Origin of the sequence: Burkholderia sp. WSM2230 (genome assembly GCF_000472445.1) — a bacterium.
Classification (GTDB): Bacteria; Pseudomonadota; Gammaproteobacteria; order Burkholderiales; family Burkholderiaceae; genus Paraburkholderia.
This window is the reverse complement of the sequence record NZ_AXAJ01000008.1, coordinates 261,909-280,175: the sequence shown is the minus strand read 5'-3', so window position 1 is coordinate 280,175 and position 18,267 is coordinate 261,909. Positions and strand designations below refer to the sequence as shown.

Here is an 18,267-nt window from a genome sequence, read left to right as displayed (position 1 = left end):
AAGCTCGAACGATGACGGGCTACCGCCCGCTTTGCTGCTTCCCGGCTTCAGGACGCTCAACCTTGACCGGCGCAAGTTGCGGCTGCTGCTCGCGCAGGCGGCGCAGCAGGTCGCGAGATGCGGCAATGCCAATCAGTCCAAACATGACGGCCACGCCGATCATCAGATGCGTATCCATGAAATCCTCGTCCTTCGGTGATTGCGGTTGCCGAACGGTGGCGGCGGAAACAATGCGCTCGTCAGAGGCCGCGCATTGACGACACGTTAGCAAATCGATCCGGACGCGAAAGTAAGGAAATGTTGCGGCGCGGCGCCGATGTAACAGGCCGAGCCCCGCTGTCACCGGCATCGCGCTGCGCCGCCTAAGTCCGCGCAAACTGCCGCAACTCGGCCTGATCGACCGCGAGCGTCGCCGGAAGCTCCTCGCGCAAGTGCTCGATCCATGTACGGATCTTCGCATCCAGATACTGCCGCGACGGATACAACGCGTACAGATTCATTTCCTGCGATGTGTACTCCGGCAGCAGCCGCACCAGATCGCCTTTGCGCAGGCCGCTGATCGCCGAATAGATCGGAATCAGGCCGATGCCCATGCTGTTCGTCACCGCGACGGCCATCGCCTCCGCCACGTTCACCTGGAACGTGGTCGGGCCGAGCGTGATGGTTTCCTCGCCGTTCGGACCGTCGAAGGTCCACTTGTCCGGCGGAAACACCGGCGTGACGATTTGCAGGCAGGTGTGATGCGCAAGATCGGAGGGCGTTTGCGGCACGCCGTGCTTTTCCAGATAGCCCGGCGAAGCGCACGCAATGCTGAACGCGCTGCCCAGCCGCTGCGAGACGAGCCCCGAATCGGGCAATCCCGTGGCGAGCGTCAGCGACACGTCGAAACCTTCGTCGAGAAGATCGGGCATACGCTGCGCGAGCGTCAACTCGACCTGCACCTCCGGGTAGCGCTCCTGATAGCGGCCCACGGCCGGCACCACATAGTGCTGGCCGAAGCTCGTCATTGCGTGAACCTTCAGCTTGCCGGACGGACGCGCGTGCGCGTCGCTCGCCTCGGCTTCCGCCTGATCGACATACGCGAGAATCTGCTCGCAGCGCTGCAAGTAGCGCTCGCCCGCCTCGGTCAGCGCGATCCGGCGCGTGGTGCGGTTCAGGAGCCGCGTGCGCAGATGCGCTTCCAGGTCCGACACTGCTCGCGACGCATACGCGGTCGTCGTGTTCAGGTGCTGCGCGGCACCGGTGAAACTGCCCGCTTCGACGACGCGGACAAATACGCGCATGTTCTGAAGCGTATCCATACCTTTTCCTTACCCTTCCGCCCGGGTTGCGATTGATCGGTGCGATTGTTACACGGTTCGCAAAGACGATTATCACAATCCTCGTAAAAATCCCTTGCATCTTTACCGGTTATTCCTCAATCCGTCGGAAAATATAATTGCCCGATCGCTTCTATCGTCGAATTGTGGAGGAAATCGTGCAGTCTCCGGTACCAAAAAGGATCGCCGCAACTGCGGCTCTTACGATCCTATTAACAATTGCCGGCTGTGCAAGTACCGGAGGCATCGCCCCGCAAGCAACCCGTACCGACCCAGCGTCACTCGACGCGGGCGACGCGATCCGCGCAGCTGACGCCGACGCCCAGTGGCCCCCGGCCGACTGGTGGCGCGCCTATCGGGATCCGCAACTCGACGCGTGGATAGAAGCCGCGCAGGCCAACAATCCGAGCCTCGCGGCCGCGCAGGCGCGCGTGCGCGAGGCCATGTCGATGGCGGGCGTCGCACGCGCGGCGCTGGCGCCGCAAGTGAACGGAGATCTGTCGATCAAACGTCAAAAATGGGCCGACAACCTGTACTACGGGCCGGGCTCGCTCGCCGGCGAGCAGTCGTGGAACAACACCGGCACGCTCGCGCTCTCCTATCACCTCGACCTGTGGGGCAAGGACCGCAACGCCGCCGAGCGCGCGCTTGACGCCGCGCACGCGCGCGCCGCCGACGCCCGCGCCGCGCAGCTCGAACTGCAGTCAAACGTGGTGCGCACCTACATCGAGATGTCGCTCAACTACGCGCTGCTCGACATTGCCCGCGCCACCTTGCAGCAACAGCAGCAAATCGCCGACCTGGCCAACCGGCGTCTGAAAGGCGGCATTGGCACGCAGCTCGAAGTGAGCCAGGCAGAAACGCCGCTGCCGGAATACGAGCGGCAAATCGATGCGCTCGAGGAAAAGATCGCGCTCGGCCGTAACCAGTTGGCGGCGCTGGCGGGCAAGGGCCCGGGCGCGGGCGACTCGATCGGGCGGCCGGTGCTCTCGCTCGCCGCGCCCGCCGGCCTGCCGAGCGCGCTGCCCGCCGAGCTGATCGGTCATCGGCCGGACGTGGTCGCCGCGCGCTGGACCGTCGCGGCGCAGGCGCGCGGCATCGACGTCGCGAAGGCCGGGTTTTATCCGGACATCGACCTGCTGGCGTCGATTGGCGGCTACGCGGCCATGGGTCCGCTGTTCCAGTTTCTGAAGAATCCGTCGCATAGCTGGAGCGCCGGGCCGGCGCTGTCCCTGCCGATTCTGGACGGCGGCCGCCTGCGCGCGCAGCTCGGCGCGGCGTCGGCCGGTTACGACGAGGCGGTGCAGCAGTACAACCAGTCGATTGTCGGCGCGCTGAAGGACATTTCCGACCAGGTGATCCGCATTCGTTCGCTGACCACGCAGGCACAGGACGCCGAGCGGTCCGTGGCCGCCGCGCGCAAGAATTACGACCTGTCGCGCGAAGGTTATCGGCGCGGTCTGACCGATTACGTCAACGTGCTGATTGCGCAAAACCAGTTGCTGCGCGCGCAGGAAGGCGTGGCGAAAGTTCAGGCGGAGCGGCTCGGCGCGCACGCGTCGCTGGTCACGGCCTTGGGCGGCGGCCTGGACGAGCCGGCCAACGGCCCGCAAGCCAGCGAGATCCTGCCGGGGCAAGGGAACAGTCAAGGCAAGGGGCAAGCCGAAGGCCAAGGACAGACGGGCGGGACGTCTGTCAACGCCGCGCCCGCACAAGCGCCGCGACAGACGCCCGGACACCCGCCCGGTGCGGTCCCGGCACACGCCGCAGCACGCACGGCAGCGGCCGCCCAGAACGGCGTCGCCGCAGCCAGCGCGTCGGCAGTCCACTGAGGAAGCCCGTCATGTCAGCCTCCCCTGCTTCCGCCTCGCGCCCCGCTTCGTTCGCCGCCTGGTACAGCGCCGCCTCGGATTGGGCGCGCACGGACGGCCTAACGTGGATCTACCTCTTCAAGGCGCTCGCCGCCTGCTTCCTCGCGCTCGGCATCGCGATGAAGCTCGACCTGCCGCAGCCGCGCACCGCGATGACTACCGTCTTCATCGTGATGCAGCCGCAAAGCGGGATGGTATTCGCGAAGAGCTTCTACCGGATCTGCGGCACGCTCGTCGGACTCGTCGTGATGCTGGCGCTGATCGGGCTTTTCGCGCAGCAGCCGGAAATGTTCATCGCGACGACGGCGATCTGGGTCGGCATCTGCACCGCCGGCGCCGCGCGCAACCGCAACTTCAGGTCCTACGGCTTCGTGCTGGCCGGCTATACGGCCGCGCTGATCGGCATTCCCACCTCGCAGCATCCGGACGGCGCGTTTCTCGCCGCGCTCACGCGCGTCGCGGAAGTCGTGCTCGGCATCGTCTGCGCGGGCGCGGTGAGCGGTCTCGTGTTCCCGCAGTTCGCCGGCTTGCAGATGCGCGGCGCCGTGCGCGCGCGCTTCTCGGCGTTTGTCGACTACGTGTCGGCGTCGCTGGCCGGCCGTAACGACCGCGCGCAGATCGAGGCGACCAATGCGCGCTTCGTCGCGGATATCGTCGGCTTCGAGGCGGCACGCAGCGTCGCCGTGTTCGAAGGCCCGGACTCGCGCATGCGCGGTGGGCGTCTCGCGCGCCTGAACAGCGAGTTCATGACCGCGTCGACGCGCTTTCACGCGCTGCATCAGCTGATGAACCGCTTGCGCAGCGCCGGCACGCATGGCGCGGGCATCGCCATCGACGCGCTCGAACCGTACTTCAGGGAAATTGCGCCGCTGCTCGCGAAGTCCGGCGAACCGGTGCTGAGCGCCGCCGACGCCGCCCACGCCGCCGCGCAGCTCGACGCGTACAAGGCCGCGTTGCCGCGCCGTGTGCGTGCGACGCGCGTCGCGCTCGAAACGCATGCGGATGCGCCGCTGCTCGACTTCGACACGGGCGCGGAACTGCTGTACCGCTTCATCGACGATCTGCATGCTTACGCGGCCACTTACGCGTCGCTGGCCGTGTACACGCACGAGCGCGAGCGCTGGGTGGCGCGCTACGAGCCGAAGACCAACGCGCTCGCGGCGGGCGTGGCTGGCCTGCGCGCCGCGCTTGTGATGATCGTGCTCGGCGCCTTCTGGATTGCGACCGCGTGGCCGAGCGGCTCGACGCTTACGCTGAACGCGGCGGCAGTGTGCGCGCTGGCGTCGTCGTCGCCGGATCCGAAGCGCACCGTGTTCCAGATGGCCGGCGGCACGCTCGCGGCCTCGGTGGCGGGCATGCTCGCGGTGTACGGCGTGTTTCCGCGCATCGACGGCTTTCCGCTGCTGTGCGTGGCGCTCGCGCCGTTCCTGCTGTTCGGCGTTTTCATGACGACGCGGCCCGCGCTCGCCGGCTACGGCATCGGCTATTGCATCTTCTTCTGCTTTCTCGCCGGGCCGGACAACGTGGTGCATTACGACCCGAGCGGCTTCATCAACGACGCGATCGCGCTCGTGCTGTCCATGCTGGTGTCGTCGGTCGCGTTCGCCGTATTGCTGCCGCCGTCCACGCCGTGGCTGCGCAACCGGCTGCTCGCCGATCTGCGCCGTCAGGTTGTGCTGGCGAGCCGCGCGCGCATGAGCCGCGTGCGTTCGCGCTTCGAGAGCGGCGCGCGCGATCTGATGTTCCAGATCAACGCGCTCGCGCAGAACGACCCGGCGGCGCGGCGCGAGACCTTGCGCTGGCTGTTTCCCGTGCTCGAAATCGGCAACGCGGTGATCGATCTGCGCCGCGAGGTGGCCACGCTGCCCGCCGACACACGCTACGCGAAGACGATGCCGTGGCGCGCTTCACTGCGCGCCATGCGCGACGCACTGACTGCATTGTTCGAGCGGCCGCGCGCCGAGCGCTTCGAGCGCGCGCTCGCCGCCACCGGCGAGGCGATCAGCGCCGTGCAGTCGCTGCTCGCGAGCTTCGCGGGCGCGCGCGAGGAGCGCCACCAGCTGCAGCGCATCCTGAGCCACCTGCATTTCATTCGTACCGCGTTGCTCGACCCGCAGTCGCCGCTCGCACCGTTGACGGGCGCGCCGGCCGACGCATCGCAAGGAGTTCCTCATGCCGCGTGACATTGCCGTTTTCGACGCCTACGTGCCCACCATCGTGCTGCTGTTCATCGCGGGTGCGGCGCTCACCTGGGTGCTGGATCGCGTGATCGCCTATACGGGCGTCTATCGCGTGGTGTGGCACCCGTCACTGTTCCGGGCCAGCCTGCTCGTCTGTGTGTGCGGCGTGCTGGGGCTCGCCGTTTATCGTTGATCAGAGTCGAAACATGACCATCCGAAATCTTGTTGGCTTCGTCGCGACAGCCATTGTTTTTATCGTCGCGATTTTGCTTGGACGCGTGCTGTGGATCCATTACATGGACAAACCGTGGACGCGCGACGCCCGCGTGCGCGCCGAAATCGTCAACGTGGCGCCGGACGTGTCGGGCGCCGTCGTCGAGTTGCCGGTCAAGGACAACCAACTGGTGAAGAAAGGCGATCTGCTGATGCAGATCGATCCGTCGCATTACCAGATCGCGGTCGAGCAGGCGCAGGCCGCGGTGGCCGCGCGCAAGGCCGAACTGCAGATGAGGCGCGACGACGCACGGCGTCGTGCGGATATGGATTCGCTCGTGGTGTCGAAAGAGAGCCAGGAGAACGCGGCGCATACGGCATCGGCGGCCGAGGCTGCCTATCAGCAGGCGCTCGCCGCGCTCGACGCCGCGCGCCTCAATCTCGCGCGCACTCGCGTCGTGTCGCCCGTCGACGGCTACGTGACGAACCTGACCGTGTTTCGCGGCGACTACGCGACGGCCGGCGCGGCGAAGCTCGCGATTGTCGACAGTCACTCGTTCTGGGTGTACGGCTACTTCGAGGAAACCAAGCTGCCGCACGTGCATATCGGCGACAAGGCCGAGGTCCGGCTGATGAGCGGCGGCACGCTGCAAGGCCATGTGGAAAGCATCTCGCGCGGCATTTACGACCGCGACAATCCGCAAAGCCGCGAACTGCTCGCCGACGTGAACCCGACGTTCAACTGGGTCCGGCTCGCGCAGCGCGTGCCGGTGCGCGTGAAAATCGACGCGGTGCCGGATGGCGTCGTGCTCGCGGCGGGACTGACCTGCACGGTGGTCGTCAAGGAAAGCTGACGCGGCGATGACGCAGCCGCCTACCGGCTTCACAGCAACACGGCAGGCCGCGCGCCCGCCTGCCTGTCGCTGCGTTTTACAGCCTGAACTTGCCGACCATCTGCTTGAGACCGTGCGCCTGATCGTCGAGCGATCTGGCGGCCGCGGTTGCCTGCTCGACGAGTGCCGCGTTCTGCTGGGTGCCTGAATCCATCTGCGCGACGGCGAGGTTGATCTCCTCGATACCAGCGCTCTGTTCCGACGAGGCCGCGGAAATCTCGCCCATGATGTCGGTCACGCGCTTCACGGCCTTGACCACTTCGTCCATGGTCTGGCCGGCGTCCTGCGCGAGCGTCGAACCGTTGCTCACGCGCTCCACCGACGTGCTGATCAACCCCTTGATCTCCTTCGCGGCAGCGGCGCTGCGCTGCGCGAGGTTGCGCACCTCGGCGGCAACCACCGAAAAACCGCGGCCTTCCTCGCCGGCCCGCGCCGCCTCGACCGCCGCGTTTAGCGCCAGAATGTTGGTCTGAAACGCAATGCCCTCGATCACGCCGATGATGTCGCCGATGCTGCGCGCGCTGTCGTTGATCTCGTTCATCGTCGCGACGACGCGGCTCACCACTTCGCCGCCCTTCTCTGCAATCTCCGACGCGTTGTTGGCCAGGGTACTCGCCTGCTTCGCGTTGTCGGCATTCTGACGAACCGTCGAGGTCAACTGCTCCATGCTGGTCGCGGTGCGTTCGAGCGCCATCGCCTGCTGCTCGGTACGCTTCGACAGATCGAGGTTGCCCATCGAAATTTCGCTCGACGCGGTCGCAATCGCGTCCGCGCTCGACGCAATATCCGACACCGTCGTCGCAAGACCGCTTTGCATGTCGTGCAGTGCGTACAGCACGCTCGACTTGTCCTTGCGCCCGAGCGTGATGTGATTCGACAGATCGCCCGCCGCGATCCGGCTCGCGATTTCCTTCGCGTAGGCCGGCTCCCCGCCCAACTGGCGCGCGAGGCGCCGCACCACCCACTCGCTGATGAAGGCGGCGAGCACGATCAGCCCGATCGTCATGACCGCGAGCATCACGAACGACGAGTGATAGATGAAGCCCGACGCTTCGATGGTCGCCTTCGCGGCGGTGCCGCGTTCCTTGACGAGTTCGTCGACGAGCTTTTCGAGCTTGCCGGTTTCGACGAGCAGCGACACGTCCTGCGTGCCGACCTGCCAGTTCATCTGCGAAAGGTCGAGCGGCTGGGCTTTTACGAGCGTCACGAAGTCGCGCAGATGCGTGCTCCACGCGGTGACAGCGGCGGCGAATTTCTTCTGATGCTCGACGGCCTGCGCGTCGGACTTATCGACGTACTGTTGCAGCTTGCCGGTTTCCGCGGCGAGGCCGCTCAAGCCTTTGTCGATGTCCACGCCCAGTTCGTCGCGCTCCTTCGCGGTGGTCGCGGTGAGCAGCATTTTTTGCGCGCGGCTGGCTCGCAGCATGTAGCCGCGGGCTTCCTCGGCGGCGCGGCTCGCAACGTGGCCCTGATCGTAGATGGATTGCGCGGATGCATTCAGGCGGCTGATCTGCGTGAGCGAAAACACGCCGATTGCGAGGGTGCCGACCAGCAGCACCGCGAACGCGAGCCGCAACATTGCTTTGACCGACAGCCCCTTGAGCCGCACGGCTCGCGAACGGCTGCCCTTTCCCTGCGACGGCAACCTGCCCGCCGCTTCCGCGTCCGCGACAAAGCCCGCGCTCTTCCGGCTGCCCAGCGAAACTGCTTTCATATTCCCCGTCCCCACGTTCTAGAACCTGCCGCAAAGGTCTGTTCCGGCATTGCTTCTCTTCTCTTTCGGGTCTACGGCATTGGGGTCCACGATCTTTAGCTGGATTTGCCCGATGCCGGCCGTGTATCGCCCGGTCCGCTGCGCGCCGCTTTGTGAGCGCGCGCCGCGCCCGTTTTATACATGGCCAAAAATCCGCTTGTCTGATTTGTCTGGATGCACCGCCCGGATAAAGTCATGTCCGGTTCGCGACAAAACTTGTCCTTACATTTCAGCCAAGCCACATTAAACTGCGACAGATAGCTGAGCACACGCGACGCCGCGTCGTTATGCCGCAACGACGCAAGCCCCGGATCGCGACCTGCGCGCCAGCCATTGCCCCTTTCTTTTCCTTTCGACAAGCGTATGGAAACCAGCCTCGATAAACGCGCACTTGCCAGCGCGTCAGCCCGGACCGGCAGCGCCGCGCCGGCCGCAGCCGCAGCTTCGACCGCCACACCGTCAGCCGGACAACCGGCCGCCAAAGTGCAGCGCACGGTCTATTCCGTGCTCGGCGCGATCAGCTTTTCGCACCTGCTCAACGACATGATCCAGTCGTTGATTCTGGCCATTTATCCGATGCTCAAAGACAACTTCTCGTTGTCGTTCGGACAGATCGGTCTCATCACGCTCACTTATCAGATCACCGCGTCGCTGCTGCAGCCGCTCGTCGGCATCTACACCGACAAGCATCCGAAGCCCTACTCGTTGCCCGTCGGCATGGGCTTTACGCTTACCGGCCTGCTGCTGATGTCGATCGCGCCCAACTTCGGCGTGCTGCTGGTGGCGGCAGCGCTGGTCGGCTGCGGCTCATCGGTGTTTCATCCGGAATCGTCGCGGGTTGCGCGGATGGCCTCCGGCGGCCGTCACGGACTCGCCCAGTCGCTCTTCCAGGTGGGCGGCAATGCGGGATCGTCGCTCGGGCCGCTGCTCGCCGCGCTGATCGTGATTCCGCATGGCCAGCGCAGCATCGCGTGGTTTTCGGTGGCGGCGCTCGTCGCAATCGTCGTGCTCACGCAGATCGGCCGCTGGTACAAGCAGCATCCGTCGGTCAAGAAAGCGCGCAGCCACACCGCTCACGCGACGCTGTCGCGCAATCAGGTCATGTTCGCGATGGGCGTGCTGATCCTGCTGGTGTTCTCAAAGTACTTCTACCTCGCGAGCATCAACAGCTATTTCACCTTCTATCTGATCGACAAGTTCCACCTGCCGGTGCAGGCCGCGCAGATTCATCTGTTCGTGTTCCTCGCCGCCGTGGCCGCGGGCACGATGATCGGCGGGCCGGTCGGCGACCGGATCGGCCGCAAGTATGTGATCTGGGCGTCGATTCTCGGCGTGGCGCCGTTCACGCTGCTGCTGCCCTATGCGAACCTGTTCTGGACGGGCGTGCTGACGGTGATCATCGGCGTGGTGCTGGCCTCGGCGTTCTCGGCGATTCTCGTCTATGCGCAGGAACTGATTCCGGGCAAGGTCGGGATGGTCGCGGGACTCTTCTTCGGCTTCGCGTTCGGGCTCGGCGGCATCGGCGCGGCGGTGCTGGGCGAACTCGCGGATGCGACCAGCATTGCGTATGTGTACAAGGTCTGCTCGTTCCTGCCGTTGATCGGGGTGCTCACGGTGTTTCTGCCAGACGTGGAAGGCAAGCGCGCGAAGGCGTGAGCCGTTCCGGTCGGAAGCATGAGGAAAAGGCGCTGCGGCGCCTTTTCCTTTTGGTGAGGCGAGGCCGGCGCACGGCGCTCATGGTGAACCCGCGTTGTCCGCGACGCGGCGCGTACTCTATGCTTCTTTCACACGCGTCGCGCCGCCGCCATGCGCGGCCGCGGCGCGCCGCTTCTCGACGTTTGCTCACCCGCACCCGAAGGATCGCCGCAGATGACCCGCTACCGCGACTTCCACCGCCGTTCTATCGAAAATCCCGAGGCATTCTGGCGCGAGGAGGCGCGGCGCATCCATTGGGAAACGCCGTTCGAGACCGTGCTCGACCGCTCGAATCCGCCGTTTGCGCGATGGTTTGTCGGCGGACGCACGAACCTGTGTCATAACGCCGTGGACCGGCATCTCGTCGAGCGCGCCGACCAGAACGCGCTGGTGTATGTGTCGACGGAAACGGGCATCGAGCGGCGCTACACCTACGCCGAGCTGTACGCCGAGATCAACCGGATGGCCGCCGTCATGCGCTCGCTCGGCGTGAAGCGCGGCGACGTGGTGCTCGTCTACATGCCGATGATCCCCGAAGCGCTTTTCGCGATGCTCGCGTGCGCGCGGCTCGGCGCGATTCACTCGGTGGTGTTCGGCGGGTTCGCGGCGCCGAATCTGGCCGCGCGCATCGACGACGCAAAACCGGTGCTCATCGTGACCGCGGACGCCGGCGCGCGCGGCGGCAAGGTAATCGACTACACGCCGCTCGTCGACGAAGCGCTCGCGCGCGCGACTCACAAAACGCCGCGTGTGCTGCTGATCGACCGGCAGCTTGCGCCGGAGCGCCTGAACGCAAACTATCTGGTCGACTACGAACCGCTGCGGGAGCGCTTTTTCGACGCACACGTGCCTTGCGAATGGCTGGAATCCAGCGAGCCGTCGTATGTGCTCTACACGTCCGGCACCACCGGCAAGCCGAAGGGCGTGCAGCGCGACGTGGGCGGCTACGCGGTCGCGCTCGCGGCGTCGATGGAATACATCTTCGAGGGCAAGGCCGGCGACACGATGTTCACCGCATCTGACGTCGGCTGGGTGGTCGGCCACAGCTATATCGTCTACGCGCCGTTGCTTGCGGGGCTCACCACCGTGATGTACGAAGGCACGCCGATTCGCCCGGACGGCGGAATCTGGTGGCGCCTCGTCGAACAGCACCGGATCAATCTGATGTTCACCGCGCCGACCGCGCTGCGCGTGCTGAAAAAGCAGGATCCGGCGCTTCTGCAAAAAGCCGATCTGTCGAGCCTGCGCACGCTATTCCTGGCTGGCGAGCCGCTCGACGAACCGACTGCCTCGTGGATCGCCGGCGCGCTCGGCAAACCGGTGATCGACAACTACTGGCAAACGGAAACGGGCTGGCCGATGCTCGCGATTCCGCGCGGCGTCGAAACGCTGCCCACCAAGCTCGGTTCGCCTGGCGTGCCGTCCGCCGGCTTCGACCTGATCTTGCGCAACGAGTTGACCGGCGAACCGTGTCCGCCCGGCGAAAAAGGCGTGCTTACGCTGAACTATCCACTGCCGCCGGGCTGTATGTCCACGGTATGGGGCGACGATAGGCGCTTTGTCAGCACCTACTGGTCGAGCATACCGAACCAGCAGGTGTATTCGACCTTCGACTGGGGCATTCAGGACGAAGACGGTTACGTGACTATCCTCGGCCGTACGGACGACGTGATCAATGTCGCCGGTCACCGGCTCGGCACGCGCGAGATCGAAGAAGCGCTGTCGAGCCATCCGGCCGTCGCCGAAGTTGCCGTAGTGGGCGTGACCGATCCGGTGAAGGGTCAGGCGGCGATGGCGTTCGTAGTGTTGCGGGACGCACAGGCTTACGCGGACGCCGCCACGCGCGCGAAGCTGCAAGACGCACTCACGGCGACGGTCGACCGGCAGCTCGGCGCGATTGCGCGGCCCTCGCGTGTTGTGATCGTGTCGATGCTGCCGAAGACCCGCTCGGGCAAGCTGCTGCGCCGTGCCATCGCGGCGCTTGCGGAGGGACGCGAGCCGGGCGAGCTGCCAACTATCGAAGACCCGGCTGCGTTGCAGCAGGTGCGCGAGGGGTTGAGCGGTTAGATGGCTGTATAGCTGCGCGGCGCCAGATGCCGGCGTTGGGTGGCTTCGCCCGAACGCCGTTGGCTACTCCCGCCAATCACCTTGCGCAGCGCGCCCTCAGAAAGCGCGTAAGAATCGCATTCGAATACGCCCCCGCGATCTCCGCGAGAAACGAGACGAACGACGCCGGTGCGTGATCGTCGGCGGTATCGGAAATGGTGCGCACGACCGCGCACGGCACGCCATACTCGTGACAGACCTGCGCGAGCGCCGCGCCTTCCATTTCGACGGCGAGCGCGTCGGGCAATGCTTCGCGCAATGCCTGCACGCCCGCCGAACTCGCGACGAACTGATCGCCACTGACAATCAGCCCGCGATGCACTCGCGGCTTACGCGTGCCGAAACGCGCCGCCGCGGCCGCGCCCTCTTCCGCCACGAAACGCTCGCAGGCTTCGGCGAGTTGCGCGGCGAGCGTGGCGTCCGCGGCGAAGCGCGACATGCCGAGCAACGGCACCTCGAAGCGCGGAAAGAGCGGCGAGGCGTCCAGATCGTGCTGCAACAGCGCGTTCGCAACGACGATGTCGCCGACCCGCACCTCACCGCCGACACCGCCCGCGACACCGGTGAAGACAATGGCTTCGACATCGAACGCGTGAATCAGCGCGCTGACTGTGGCCGCCGCCGCGACTTTGCCGACGCGCGCCAGCGTGACGACGCATGGCGCGCCATGGACAGTGCCGAGATGGTAATCGCGCCGCCCATGCGTGACGGTGCGCACGCCGGATTCGGCGCGCATCGCGTCGATCAGATCGCCGAGTTCCTGCGGCAAGGCCGCGAGAACGCCAAGCGGACGCCGCTGGCTGTTCACACTGCTTGCCTGCGGATGCGGATCATGCTGCGGGCCCGCTGCCTCTGCCATGGTTTTGCCTTCCTGAATGCCGCTCATTCGACCGCCTGCAACTTGGCGACCGCGAGCGCGAGCCATTTCTCGCCGTGGCGCTTGAATTTGACCTGCGCCTTGGCGTCCGTACCGCCGCCTTCAAGCGCGGTGATGGTGCCCTCGCCGAACTTGGTGTGGAACACCTGCTGGCCCACGCGGAAACCCGTTTCCGCCGCGCGCTGCTCGTTGGCGAAAGCCGGCAACGGCGCCGCCGGGCTCGAAGCGCCACCGCCGTAGCCCTGCTGACGGTCGGGCCGCGCGAACCAGTCGCGCCCGTAGCCCGCGTTGTCCGAGCGGCCGCCCCAGCGTGCGCCCGCCTCGACTTTCGGCGTGAGCCACTTGAGGGTTTCCTGCGGCAATTCGTCGAAGAAACGCGAGCGGATGTTGTAGCGCGTCTGGCCGTGCAGCATCCGGCTTTGCGCGAACGACAGATACAGCCGCTCCTTCGCGCGCGTGATCGCCACGTACATCAGGCGTCGCTCTTCTTCGAGGCCGTCCGATTCCATCGCGCTGTTCTCGTGCGGGAACAGGCCCTCTTCAAGGCCTGTGATGAACACCGCCGTGAACTCCAGGCCTTTTGCCGCGTGCACCGTCATCAGTTGCACGGCTTCCTGGCCGGCCTGCGCCTGGTTGTCGCCCGCTTCGAGCGACGCGTGCGACAGAAAGCCCGCGAGCGGCGTCATGGTGTCGGGATTCTGCGCGGGCTCGGCGATGCCCGGCGCGTCGAGCACGACGGTGTTGGGATCGTCGGTGGCGACGGCCAGTTCCGGCGAGGCCGTAGCACCTGGGCGCAGCGGAATGGAGCGCGCGGGCGTGTCCATGCCGTAGCCCTCTTCACTGACGAACGCCGCCGCGGCGTTGACCAGTTCCTGCAAGTTTTCCAGCCGGTCCTGGCCTTCGCGCTCGTTCTGATAGAAGTCGGCGAGACCGCTAGCGCGCACCACGTATTCCACCGTCTCCGGCAAGCTCATCTGCTGCGTGTCCGCGCGCATCTTGCCGATCAGGTTGGCAAACGCCGACAGGCTCGAGCCCGCCTTGCCCGCGACATACGGAATCGCCGCGGCCATCGAGCAGTTGTAGAGCCGCGCGGCGTCCGCGAGCTGCTCGATCGAGCGCGCGCCAATGCCGCGCGTCGGGAAATTGACGACACGCGCGAACGCGGTGTCGTCGTTCGGATTGTCGATCAGGCGCAGATAGGCGAGCGCGTGCTTGACTTCCTGACGCTCGAAAAAGCGCAAACCGCCATACACGCGATACGCGATGCCCGCATTGACGAGCGTGTGCTCGATCGTGCGCGACTGCGCGTTGCTGCGGTAGAGCACCGCAATCTCACTGCGCGACGTGCCGGTGTTGATCAGCGCCTTGATTTCCTCGACGATCCAGCCGGCTTCCTGGGTGTCCGTGGCCGACTCGTACACACGCACCGGTTCGCCGTGGCCCGCGTCTGTACGCAGATTCTTGCCGAGGCGCCGCGAGTTGTTCGCGATCAGCTGGTTGGCGGCGTCGAGAATGTGGCCGTGCGAGCGGTAATTCTGCTCGAGCTTGATCAGATGGCGGACGTTGAACTCGTGTTCGAAGTCGCGCATGTTGCCGACGTTCGCGCCGCGGAATGCGTAAATGGACTGATCGTCGTCGCCGACCGCGAAGATCGCGTTCGTCTGGCCCGCGAGCAACTTCAGCCACGCGTATTGCAGCTTGTTGGTGTCCTGGAACTCGTCGACGAGAATGTGCCGAAAACGCGCCTGATAATGCGCGCGCAGCGGCGGATTGTGCGCGAGCAGTTCATAGCAGCGCAGCAGCAGTTCCGGAAAATCGACGACGCCTTCGCGCTGGCACTGCTGGTCGTACGCCTCGTAGAGTTCGACGAATTTGCGGTTGAAGTTGTCGGTGGCGTCGACGTCTTTCGGGCGCAGGCCCTGTTCTTTCGCGTTGTTGATGAAGTACTGCAGGTTTTTCGCCGGGTACTTTTCATCGTCGATATTCAGGCCCTTCATCAGACGCTTGATGGCCGAGAGCTGATCCGCGGTATCGAGAATCTGGAACGTGGCGGGCAGGCCGGCGTCGCGATGATGCGCGCGCAGCATGCGGTTGCACAGGCCGTGGAAGGTGCCGATCCACATGCCGCGCGTGTCGATGGGCAGGAGCGCCGAGAGGCGCGACATCATTTCGCGCGCGGCCTTGTTGGTGAACGTCACGGCCAGAACAGTGGCCGGCGACGCGAGACCATGCTGGATGAGCCACGCGATGCGCGTGATGAGCACACGAGTCTTTCCGCTGCCCGCGCCGGCGAGAATGAGCGCGGGCTCGTTGGGGAGCGTGACGGCGGCGTGTTGTTCGGGGTTGAGATTGGCTAGCAGGTCGGGCATTTTTTCGGAGGGACGGCGGGGTGTTCGTCATTATATGCCCCAGCGGGGGCTGGCTTTTTTTGCCTGCTTAGCGGGTTGGCGGCTTTTAACCGCCTTGGCTGCTTCCTTCGGTTCGTGATGGATCTGTTGCCCGCCGTGCCCGAACGCGCTCCCGTAGCCGCAGGGAATATGAAAGCGTGTGCTTCTGTTTAGAACTGCGCGGTCATCTGAAATCCGACCGTCACGCGCGCGGTCGGAAAGCGTGAGGGCTTGCAGATCGGCGTTCCGGCGAACAGATCATAGGCGAATCCGCCGATCCGCGTCCCGACGCTGCCGCGAATGCCGATCACCGCGCCAGCGAGTTGTGTCCCTGCGAGAAATGCCGTATTCGGTCCGAAGACGCGCCCATAGTCCACCCCCGCATACAACGCCTGTCCGGTCTGCCCAAGCGGCGTCTGTAGCTCATTACGCCAGTAAAAACCGCGTTCCGCGGCGAGCATCGCCTCGCCGTCGAAGCCGCGCACCGTGTAGCGGCTGCCGATGGTCAGGTCGTCGAGATAGAACAGCGTGTCGTTCGTGAACTGCCCGTGTACGGTCGTCACATAGCGAAGCGGCTGCGTCGCGATAGTGAACGGAACAGACAGGTTCGCATCGAGTACGGCCATGTGGAAGCGGTATGTGGGACCGTTCGCGTAGGGGTCCGCCGTCGCGCCCAGACCACCGACGCCCTGACGGTACGCGAGCGTGCCGTCGAACTGCGCCGCACCGAAGTAATGCCGGTCCGTCACGCCTGCCTCGATGAAGGTGTTGTTGCGCTTCTGCTGCGGAATGTCCGTGTCGTCGATGAAGCTGTCGCCGAAGCGCTTCGACAGCGTGAACTGCACGCCGAGTACGTCGTTCTGGCTGCGGCTGATAACGCGTTGCAGTTTCAGCGCCGCCGTCTGCGAGTTGCCGCTTGAGACAAACGTCTGGTTCACGCCGGCAATCTGCTGGTAGTAGGTGTTCGTGTTGCCGGACAGTGTCGCGGTCCAGTATCCCCACGGCAAAGAGTAGGAACTGTTGAAACCGTGCGAGCCCAGGCCCTTATCGTCAAATTCCAGGTCCTGACTCGCGCCTGCCGTGAAAACGTCGTTGAGTCCGAGCGGGTTGTCGATGCCGACGCTCAGATTGCCCTGGAGCTTACCGGTCGCGCGTGAGCCGGAATTGTCCACCGAGGCCACGACGCTCCACGGCTTTGCACGATTCACGGTCAGTACAACGTCGCTCTCGCCGGGCGTGTCGGTAGGCTCGATCTTCATGTTCACGTCCTGACTGCTGACGCGTTTCATCTGCTCCAGGCCCTGTTCGAGTGCGCGAAGGTTCAGCATGTCGCCGTCGCGTGACGGGAAGGCCGTTTTCCATGTGCCGCGTGCGGATGGGTCGGCGAAGCGCAGCTTGCGCACGACGCCCGGTACGAGCGCAAATTTCAGTTCTCCGGTTGACAGATCCTGTTGAGGCAACAGCACGCGCGTCGTGATGTAGCCTTCACTCAAGATAGCCTGCTGCAATCCTTTCGTGAGTATGTCGAGCCCGGCCTTGCCGACGCATTGCCCGCGGTAATGATTGAGCCATTCACGTGCGAACGCGAAGCGGTCCAGCGGCCGCTCTGATGCGCCCTGACTGCGTACTGCGTCCGGGAGGTTCGGCGGAACGTCGAGCGCGAAGGAGTCGATGCGAAAGCACGGTTTCTCTGTCGGCAGTTCGGGCCATCCGTTCACGCGCGGCACTTCTGAGCGCACGGCCGGTGCGTGCACGGTTGCGTCGCGTTGCTGCGCGTCGCGTTGTTGCTGGATCTGCTGGTTCTGTTCGGCATTGGCGCGTGCGGCTGCTGCGGTGTCCGCGGGAGTCGGTGCGTTCTGCGCCTGACCCGCGAGTGATACCAGGGCTGTGAGCGGCAGGGCCGCCAGCCTCTTGCGTAGCTTCATTGGTGATTTGCTCCCTGATGCTGCCAGTGGTGCGGGAAGTGGTCTCCCCGCCGTTTTTTTGAGGAATTGGAGCGACGTCGCTATCGGTTGGTTCGTAACGCCCTACCCTCGATGCTCGTCGAGTTCGACCTTTTTCAGCACGCCGGTTTTATCGTCAAAATAGAAATTCGCGACCTTGCTGGCTCCCGTCGGTACGGCTGCAAACGCAACCATTAGGTAGGCACTCGATTTATATGAATATGTCCAGACGTCCATAGACCCCCGCTGTTATCTTCCTATCAGGAGGCTCCAACCGGCCGACTACGTCGTCTCTGGTTGCAACGTCAGCCTTGAACTGACTAGCCAACGATTCCTGAGTGGCGTTTTCAAGTTTGAGATTGCCGCTCCTCTCTCCCGAATTGAAGGCACAACCCGACAGTGCGGTTACAACCAAAATCATCAAACTTTTCTTAAACATAAACGACTTCCTTAAGTTGCACTATCCGCACGCATCCTCCGTTTCACCACATGCTGATGTTATGACATGAAAAAACAAGCCTACTCGCGCTGGCTTGCTCGCCCGGTGGTTCTACAAGTAGAGCGACCAGGTTCACCGCTGGCATCCAGCAGTTTGCACCTGCTGAACACACGTGAGCGATGCCGGGCTGTTAGCGGCAGAGCCGCCAGCCTCTTGACTTCCATTGATGAATTGGTCTCTGATGCCCAATGCGACACTTCTCTCATTCACGACGTTGAAAGAACAAGACCAGCCTGAAGGCTGGGTCCGTTGTTTTTAACTAAAGAAGAATCAGTAGCCGAATACGGCATTACCGTCAATATTAGGTGTCTTTGTGAATCCGCCCAAACCCACTCCGAATTCAAACGCGGTTGATCCCCCGATGCTGTGGTTGGCACCTAGACATGCGCCGAAAGCGCATCTGGCCGCGCAGTGAACAAGCGCGCATCCAGCCGCTTCCATACGATGTTCCTTGTCGGCGTCGCCGTTGGCCAGATTTTTGATCACCTGCTTTTCATCGGCATGCAACTGCCGATTGAACCGGTTCATGGA

General features: G+C 64.5%; 13 protein-coding genes. 6 read left to right on the top strand and 7 right to left on the bottom strand.

The window, feature by feature from the left end; genetic code table 11:
* Positions 1-19: 19 nt before the first annotated feature.
* Both A3AC_RS30450 and A3AC_RS0118020 read right to left on the bottom strand, forming a co-directional pair.
* The gene (locus A3AC_RS30450; RefSeq protein ID WP_156924633.1) at positions 20-349 is read right to left on the bottom strand and encodes a hypothetical protein; all 330 of its coding nucleotides are present in this window, start codon (positions 347-349) and stop codon (positions 20-22) included.
* Positions 350-362: 13 nt separating this feature from the next.
* Positions 363-1,301: a LysR family transcriptional regulator gene (locus A3AC_RS0118020; protein ID WP_025600577.1), complete on the bottom strand. Its 939-nt coding sequence runs from the start codon at positions 1,299-1,301 to the stop codon at positions 363-365.
* 176 nt (positions 1,302-1,477) lie between these two features.
* Here A3AC_RS0118020 and A3AC_RS0118015 point away from each other — a divergent pair, with 176 nt between their 5' ends.
* Genes A3AC_RS0118015 through A3AC_RS0118000 form a run of 4 tightly spaced genes read left to right on the top strand, consistent with a single transcriptional unit; the run spans position 1,478 to position 6,437 of the window.
* Positions 1,478-3,151, top strand: coding sequence for an efflux transporter outer membrane subunit (locus tag A3AC_RS0118015; protein WP_025600575.1), 1,674 nt, complete (start codon positions 1,478-1,480; stop codon positions 3,149-3,151).
* Between the two features lie 11 nt (positions 3,152-3,162).
* Positions 3,163-5,373: an FUSC family protein gene (locus tag A3AC_RS0118010; protein ID WP_025600574.1), complete on the top strand. Its 2,211-nt coding sequence runs from the start codon at positions 3,163-3,165 to the stop codon at positions 5,371-5,373.
* Positions 5,363-5,563, top strand: coding sequence for a DUF1656 domain-containing protein (locus A3AC_RS0118005; RefSeq protein WP_025600573.1), 201 nt, complete (start codon positions 5,363-5,365; stop codon positions 5,561-5,563). The genes A3AC_RS0118010 and A3AC_RS0118005 overlap by 11 nt, the downstream gene beginning before the upstream one ends.
* Before the next feature lie 13 nt (positions 5,564-5,576).
* On the top strand, positions 5,577-6,437 hold the full coding sequence (locus tag A3AC_RS0118000) for an efflux RND transporter periplasmic adaptor subunit (protein WP_025600572.1): 861 nt from the start codon (positions 5,577-5,579) through the stop codon (positions 6,435-6,437).
* 76 nt (positions 6,438-6,513) lie between these two features.
* Here A3AC_RS0118000 and A3AC_RS0117995 read toward each other — a convergent pair whose 3' ends face one another.
* On the bottom strand, positions 6,514-8,190 hold the full coding sequence (locus A3AC_RS0117995; protein ID WP_025600570.1) for a methyl-accepting chemotaxis protein: 1,677 nt from the start codon (positions 8,188-8,190) through the stop codon (positions 6,514-6,516).
* A 402-nt stretch (positions 8,191-8,592) separates the two neighbouring features.
* On the opposite strand from A3AC_RS0117995, the gene A3AC_RS0117990 reads away from it, so the two are divergent.
* A complete protein-coding gene (locus A3AC_RS0117990) occupies positions 8,593-9,885 on the top strand; it encodes an MFS transporter (RefSeq protein WP_025600569.1) in 1,293 nt (430 codons plus the stop codon).
* Positions 9,886-10,098: 213 nt separating this feature from the next.
* A complete protein-coding gene (locus A3AC_RS0117985) occupies positions 10,099-11,991 on the top strand; it encodes a propionate--CoA ligase (protein ID WP_025600568.1) in 1,893 nt (630 codons plus the stop codon).
* Positions 11,992-12,067: 76 nt separating this feature from the next.
* Here A3AC_RS0117985 and A3AC_RS0117980 read toward each other — a convergent pair whose 3' ends face one another.
* The 4 genes from A3AC_RS0117980 to A3AC_RS0117960 all read right to left on the bottom strand — a co-directional run bounded on the left by A3AC_RS0117980 (position 12,068) and on the right by A3AC_RS0117960 (position 18,264).
* Complete coding sequence (locus A3AC_RS0117980) at positions 12,068-12,916, bottom strand: 5'-methylthioadenosine/adenosylhomocysteine nucleosidase (RefSeq protein ID WP_025600567.1); 849 nt, start codon at positions 12,914-12,916, stop codon at positions 12,068-12,070.
* Positions 12,913-15,276: a UvrD-helicase domain-containing protein gene (locus A3AC_RS0117975; protein ID WP_025600564.1), complete on the bottom strand. Its 2,364-nt coding sequence runs from the start codon at positions 15,274-15,276 to the stop codon at positions 12,913-12,915. Before A3AC_RS0117975 ends, A3AC_RS0117980 begins: the two co-directional genes overlap by 4 nt.
* Before the next feature lie 188 nt (positions 15,277-15,464).
* Positions 15,465-17,219 carry a ShlB/FhaC/HecB family hemolysin secretion/activation protein gene (locus tag A3AC_RS0117970; protein ID WP_025600563.1) on the bottom strand — a complete coding sequence of 585 codons (1,755 nt, stop codon included), beginning with the start codon at positions 17,217-17,219 and terminating at the stop codon, positions 15,465-15,467.
* A 787-nt stretch (positions 17,220-18,006) separates the two neighbouring features.
* Positions 18,007-18,264 (bottom strand): hypothetical protein, encoded by a 258-nt coding sequence (locus tag A3AC_RS0117960; RefSeq protein WP_025600562.1) that lies wholly within the window; start codon positions 18,262-18,264, stop codon positions 18,007-18,009.
* Between the last annotated feature and the right edge of the window lie 3 nt (positions 18,265-18,267).

Excerpts from the sequence above, each read along its gene's own strand:
- A3AC_RS0118010 (WP_025600574.1), top strand. The coding sequence starts at position 3,163 with ATGTCAGCCTCCCCTGCTTCCGCCTCGCGCCCCGCTTCGTTCGCCGCC.
- A3AC_RS0117980 (WP_025600567.1), bottom strand. The coding sequence starts at position 12,916 with ATGAGCGGCATTCAGGAAGGCAAAACCATGGCAGAGGCAGCGGGCCCG.
- A3AC_RS0117975 (WP_025600564.1), bottom strand. The coding sequence starts at position 15,276 with ATGCCCGACCTGCTAGCCAATCTCAACCCCGAACAACACGCCGCCGTC.
- A3AC_RS0118000 (WP_025600572.1), top strand. The coding sequence starts at position 5,577 with ATGACCATCCGAAATCTTGTTGGCTTCGTCGCGACAGCCATTGTTTTT.
- A3AC_RS0117995 (WP_025600570.1), bottom strand. The coding sequence starts at position 8,190 with ATGAAAGCAGTTTCGCTGGGCAGCCGGAAGAGCGCGGGCTTTGTCGCG.
- A3AC_RS0117960 (WP_025600562.1), bottom strand. The coding sequence starts at position 18,264 with ATGAACCGGTTCAATCGGCAGTTGCATGCCGATGAAAAGCAGGTGATC.
- A3AC_RS0117985 (WP_025600568.1), top strand. The coding sequence starts at position 10,099 with ATGACCCGCTACCGCGACTTCCACCGCCGTTCTATCGAAAATCCCGAG.
- A3AC_RS0117990 (WP_025600569.1), top strand. The coding sequence starts at position 8,593 with ATGGAAACCAGCCTCGATAAACGCGCACTTGCCAGCGCGTCAGCCCGG.
- A3AC_RS0118005 (WP_025600573.1), top strand. The coding sequence starts at position 5,363 with ATGCCGCGTGACATTGCCGTTTTCGACGCCTACGTGCCCACCATCGTG.
- A3AC_RS0118020 (WP_025600577.1), bottom strand. The coding sequence starts at position 1,301 with ATGGATACGCTTCAGAACATGCGCGTATTTGTCCGCGTCGTCGAAGCG.
- A3AC_RS0117970 (WP_025600563.1), bottom strand. The coding sequence starts at position 17,219 with ATGAAGCTACGCAAGAGGCTGGCGGCCCTGCCGCTCACAGCCCTGGTA.
- A3AC_RS30450 (WP_156924633.1), bottom strand. The coding sequence starts at position 349 with ATGCCGGTGACAGCGGGGCTCGGCCTGTTACATCGGCGCCGCGCCGCA.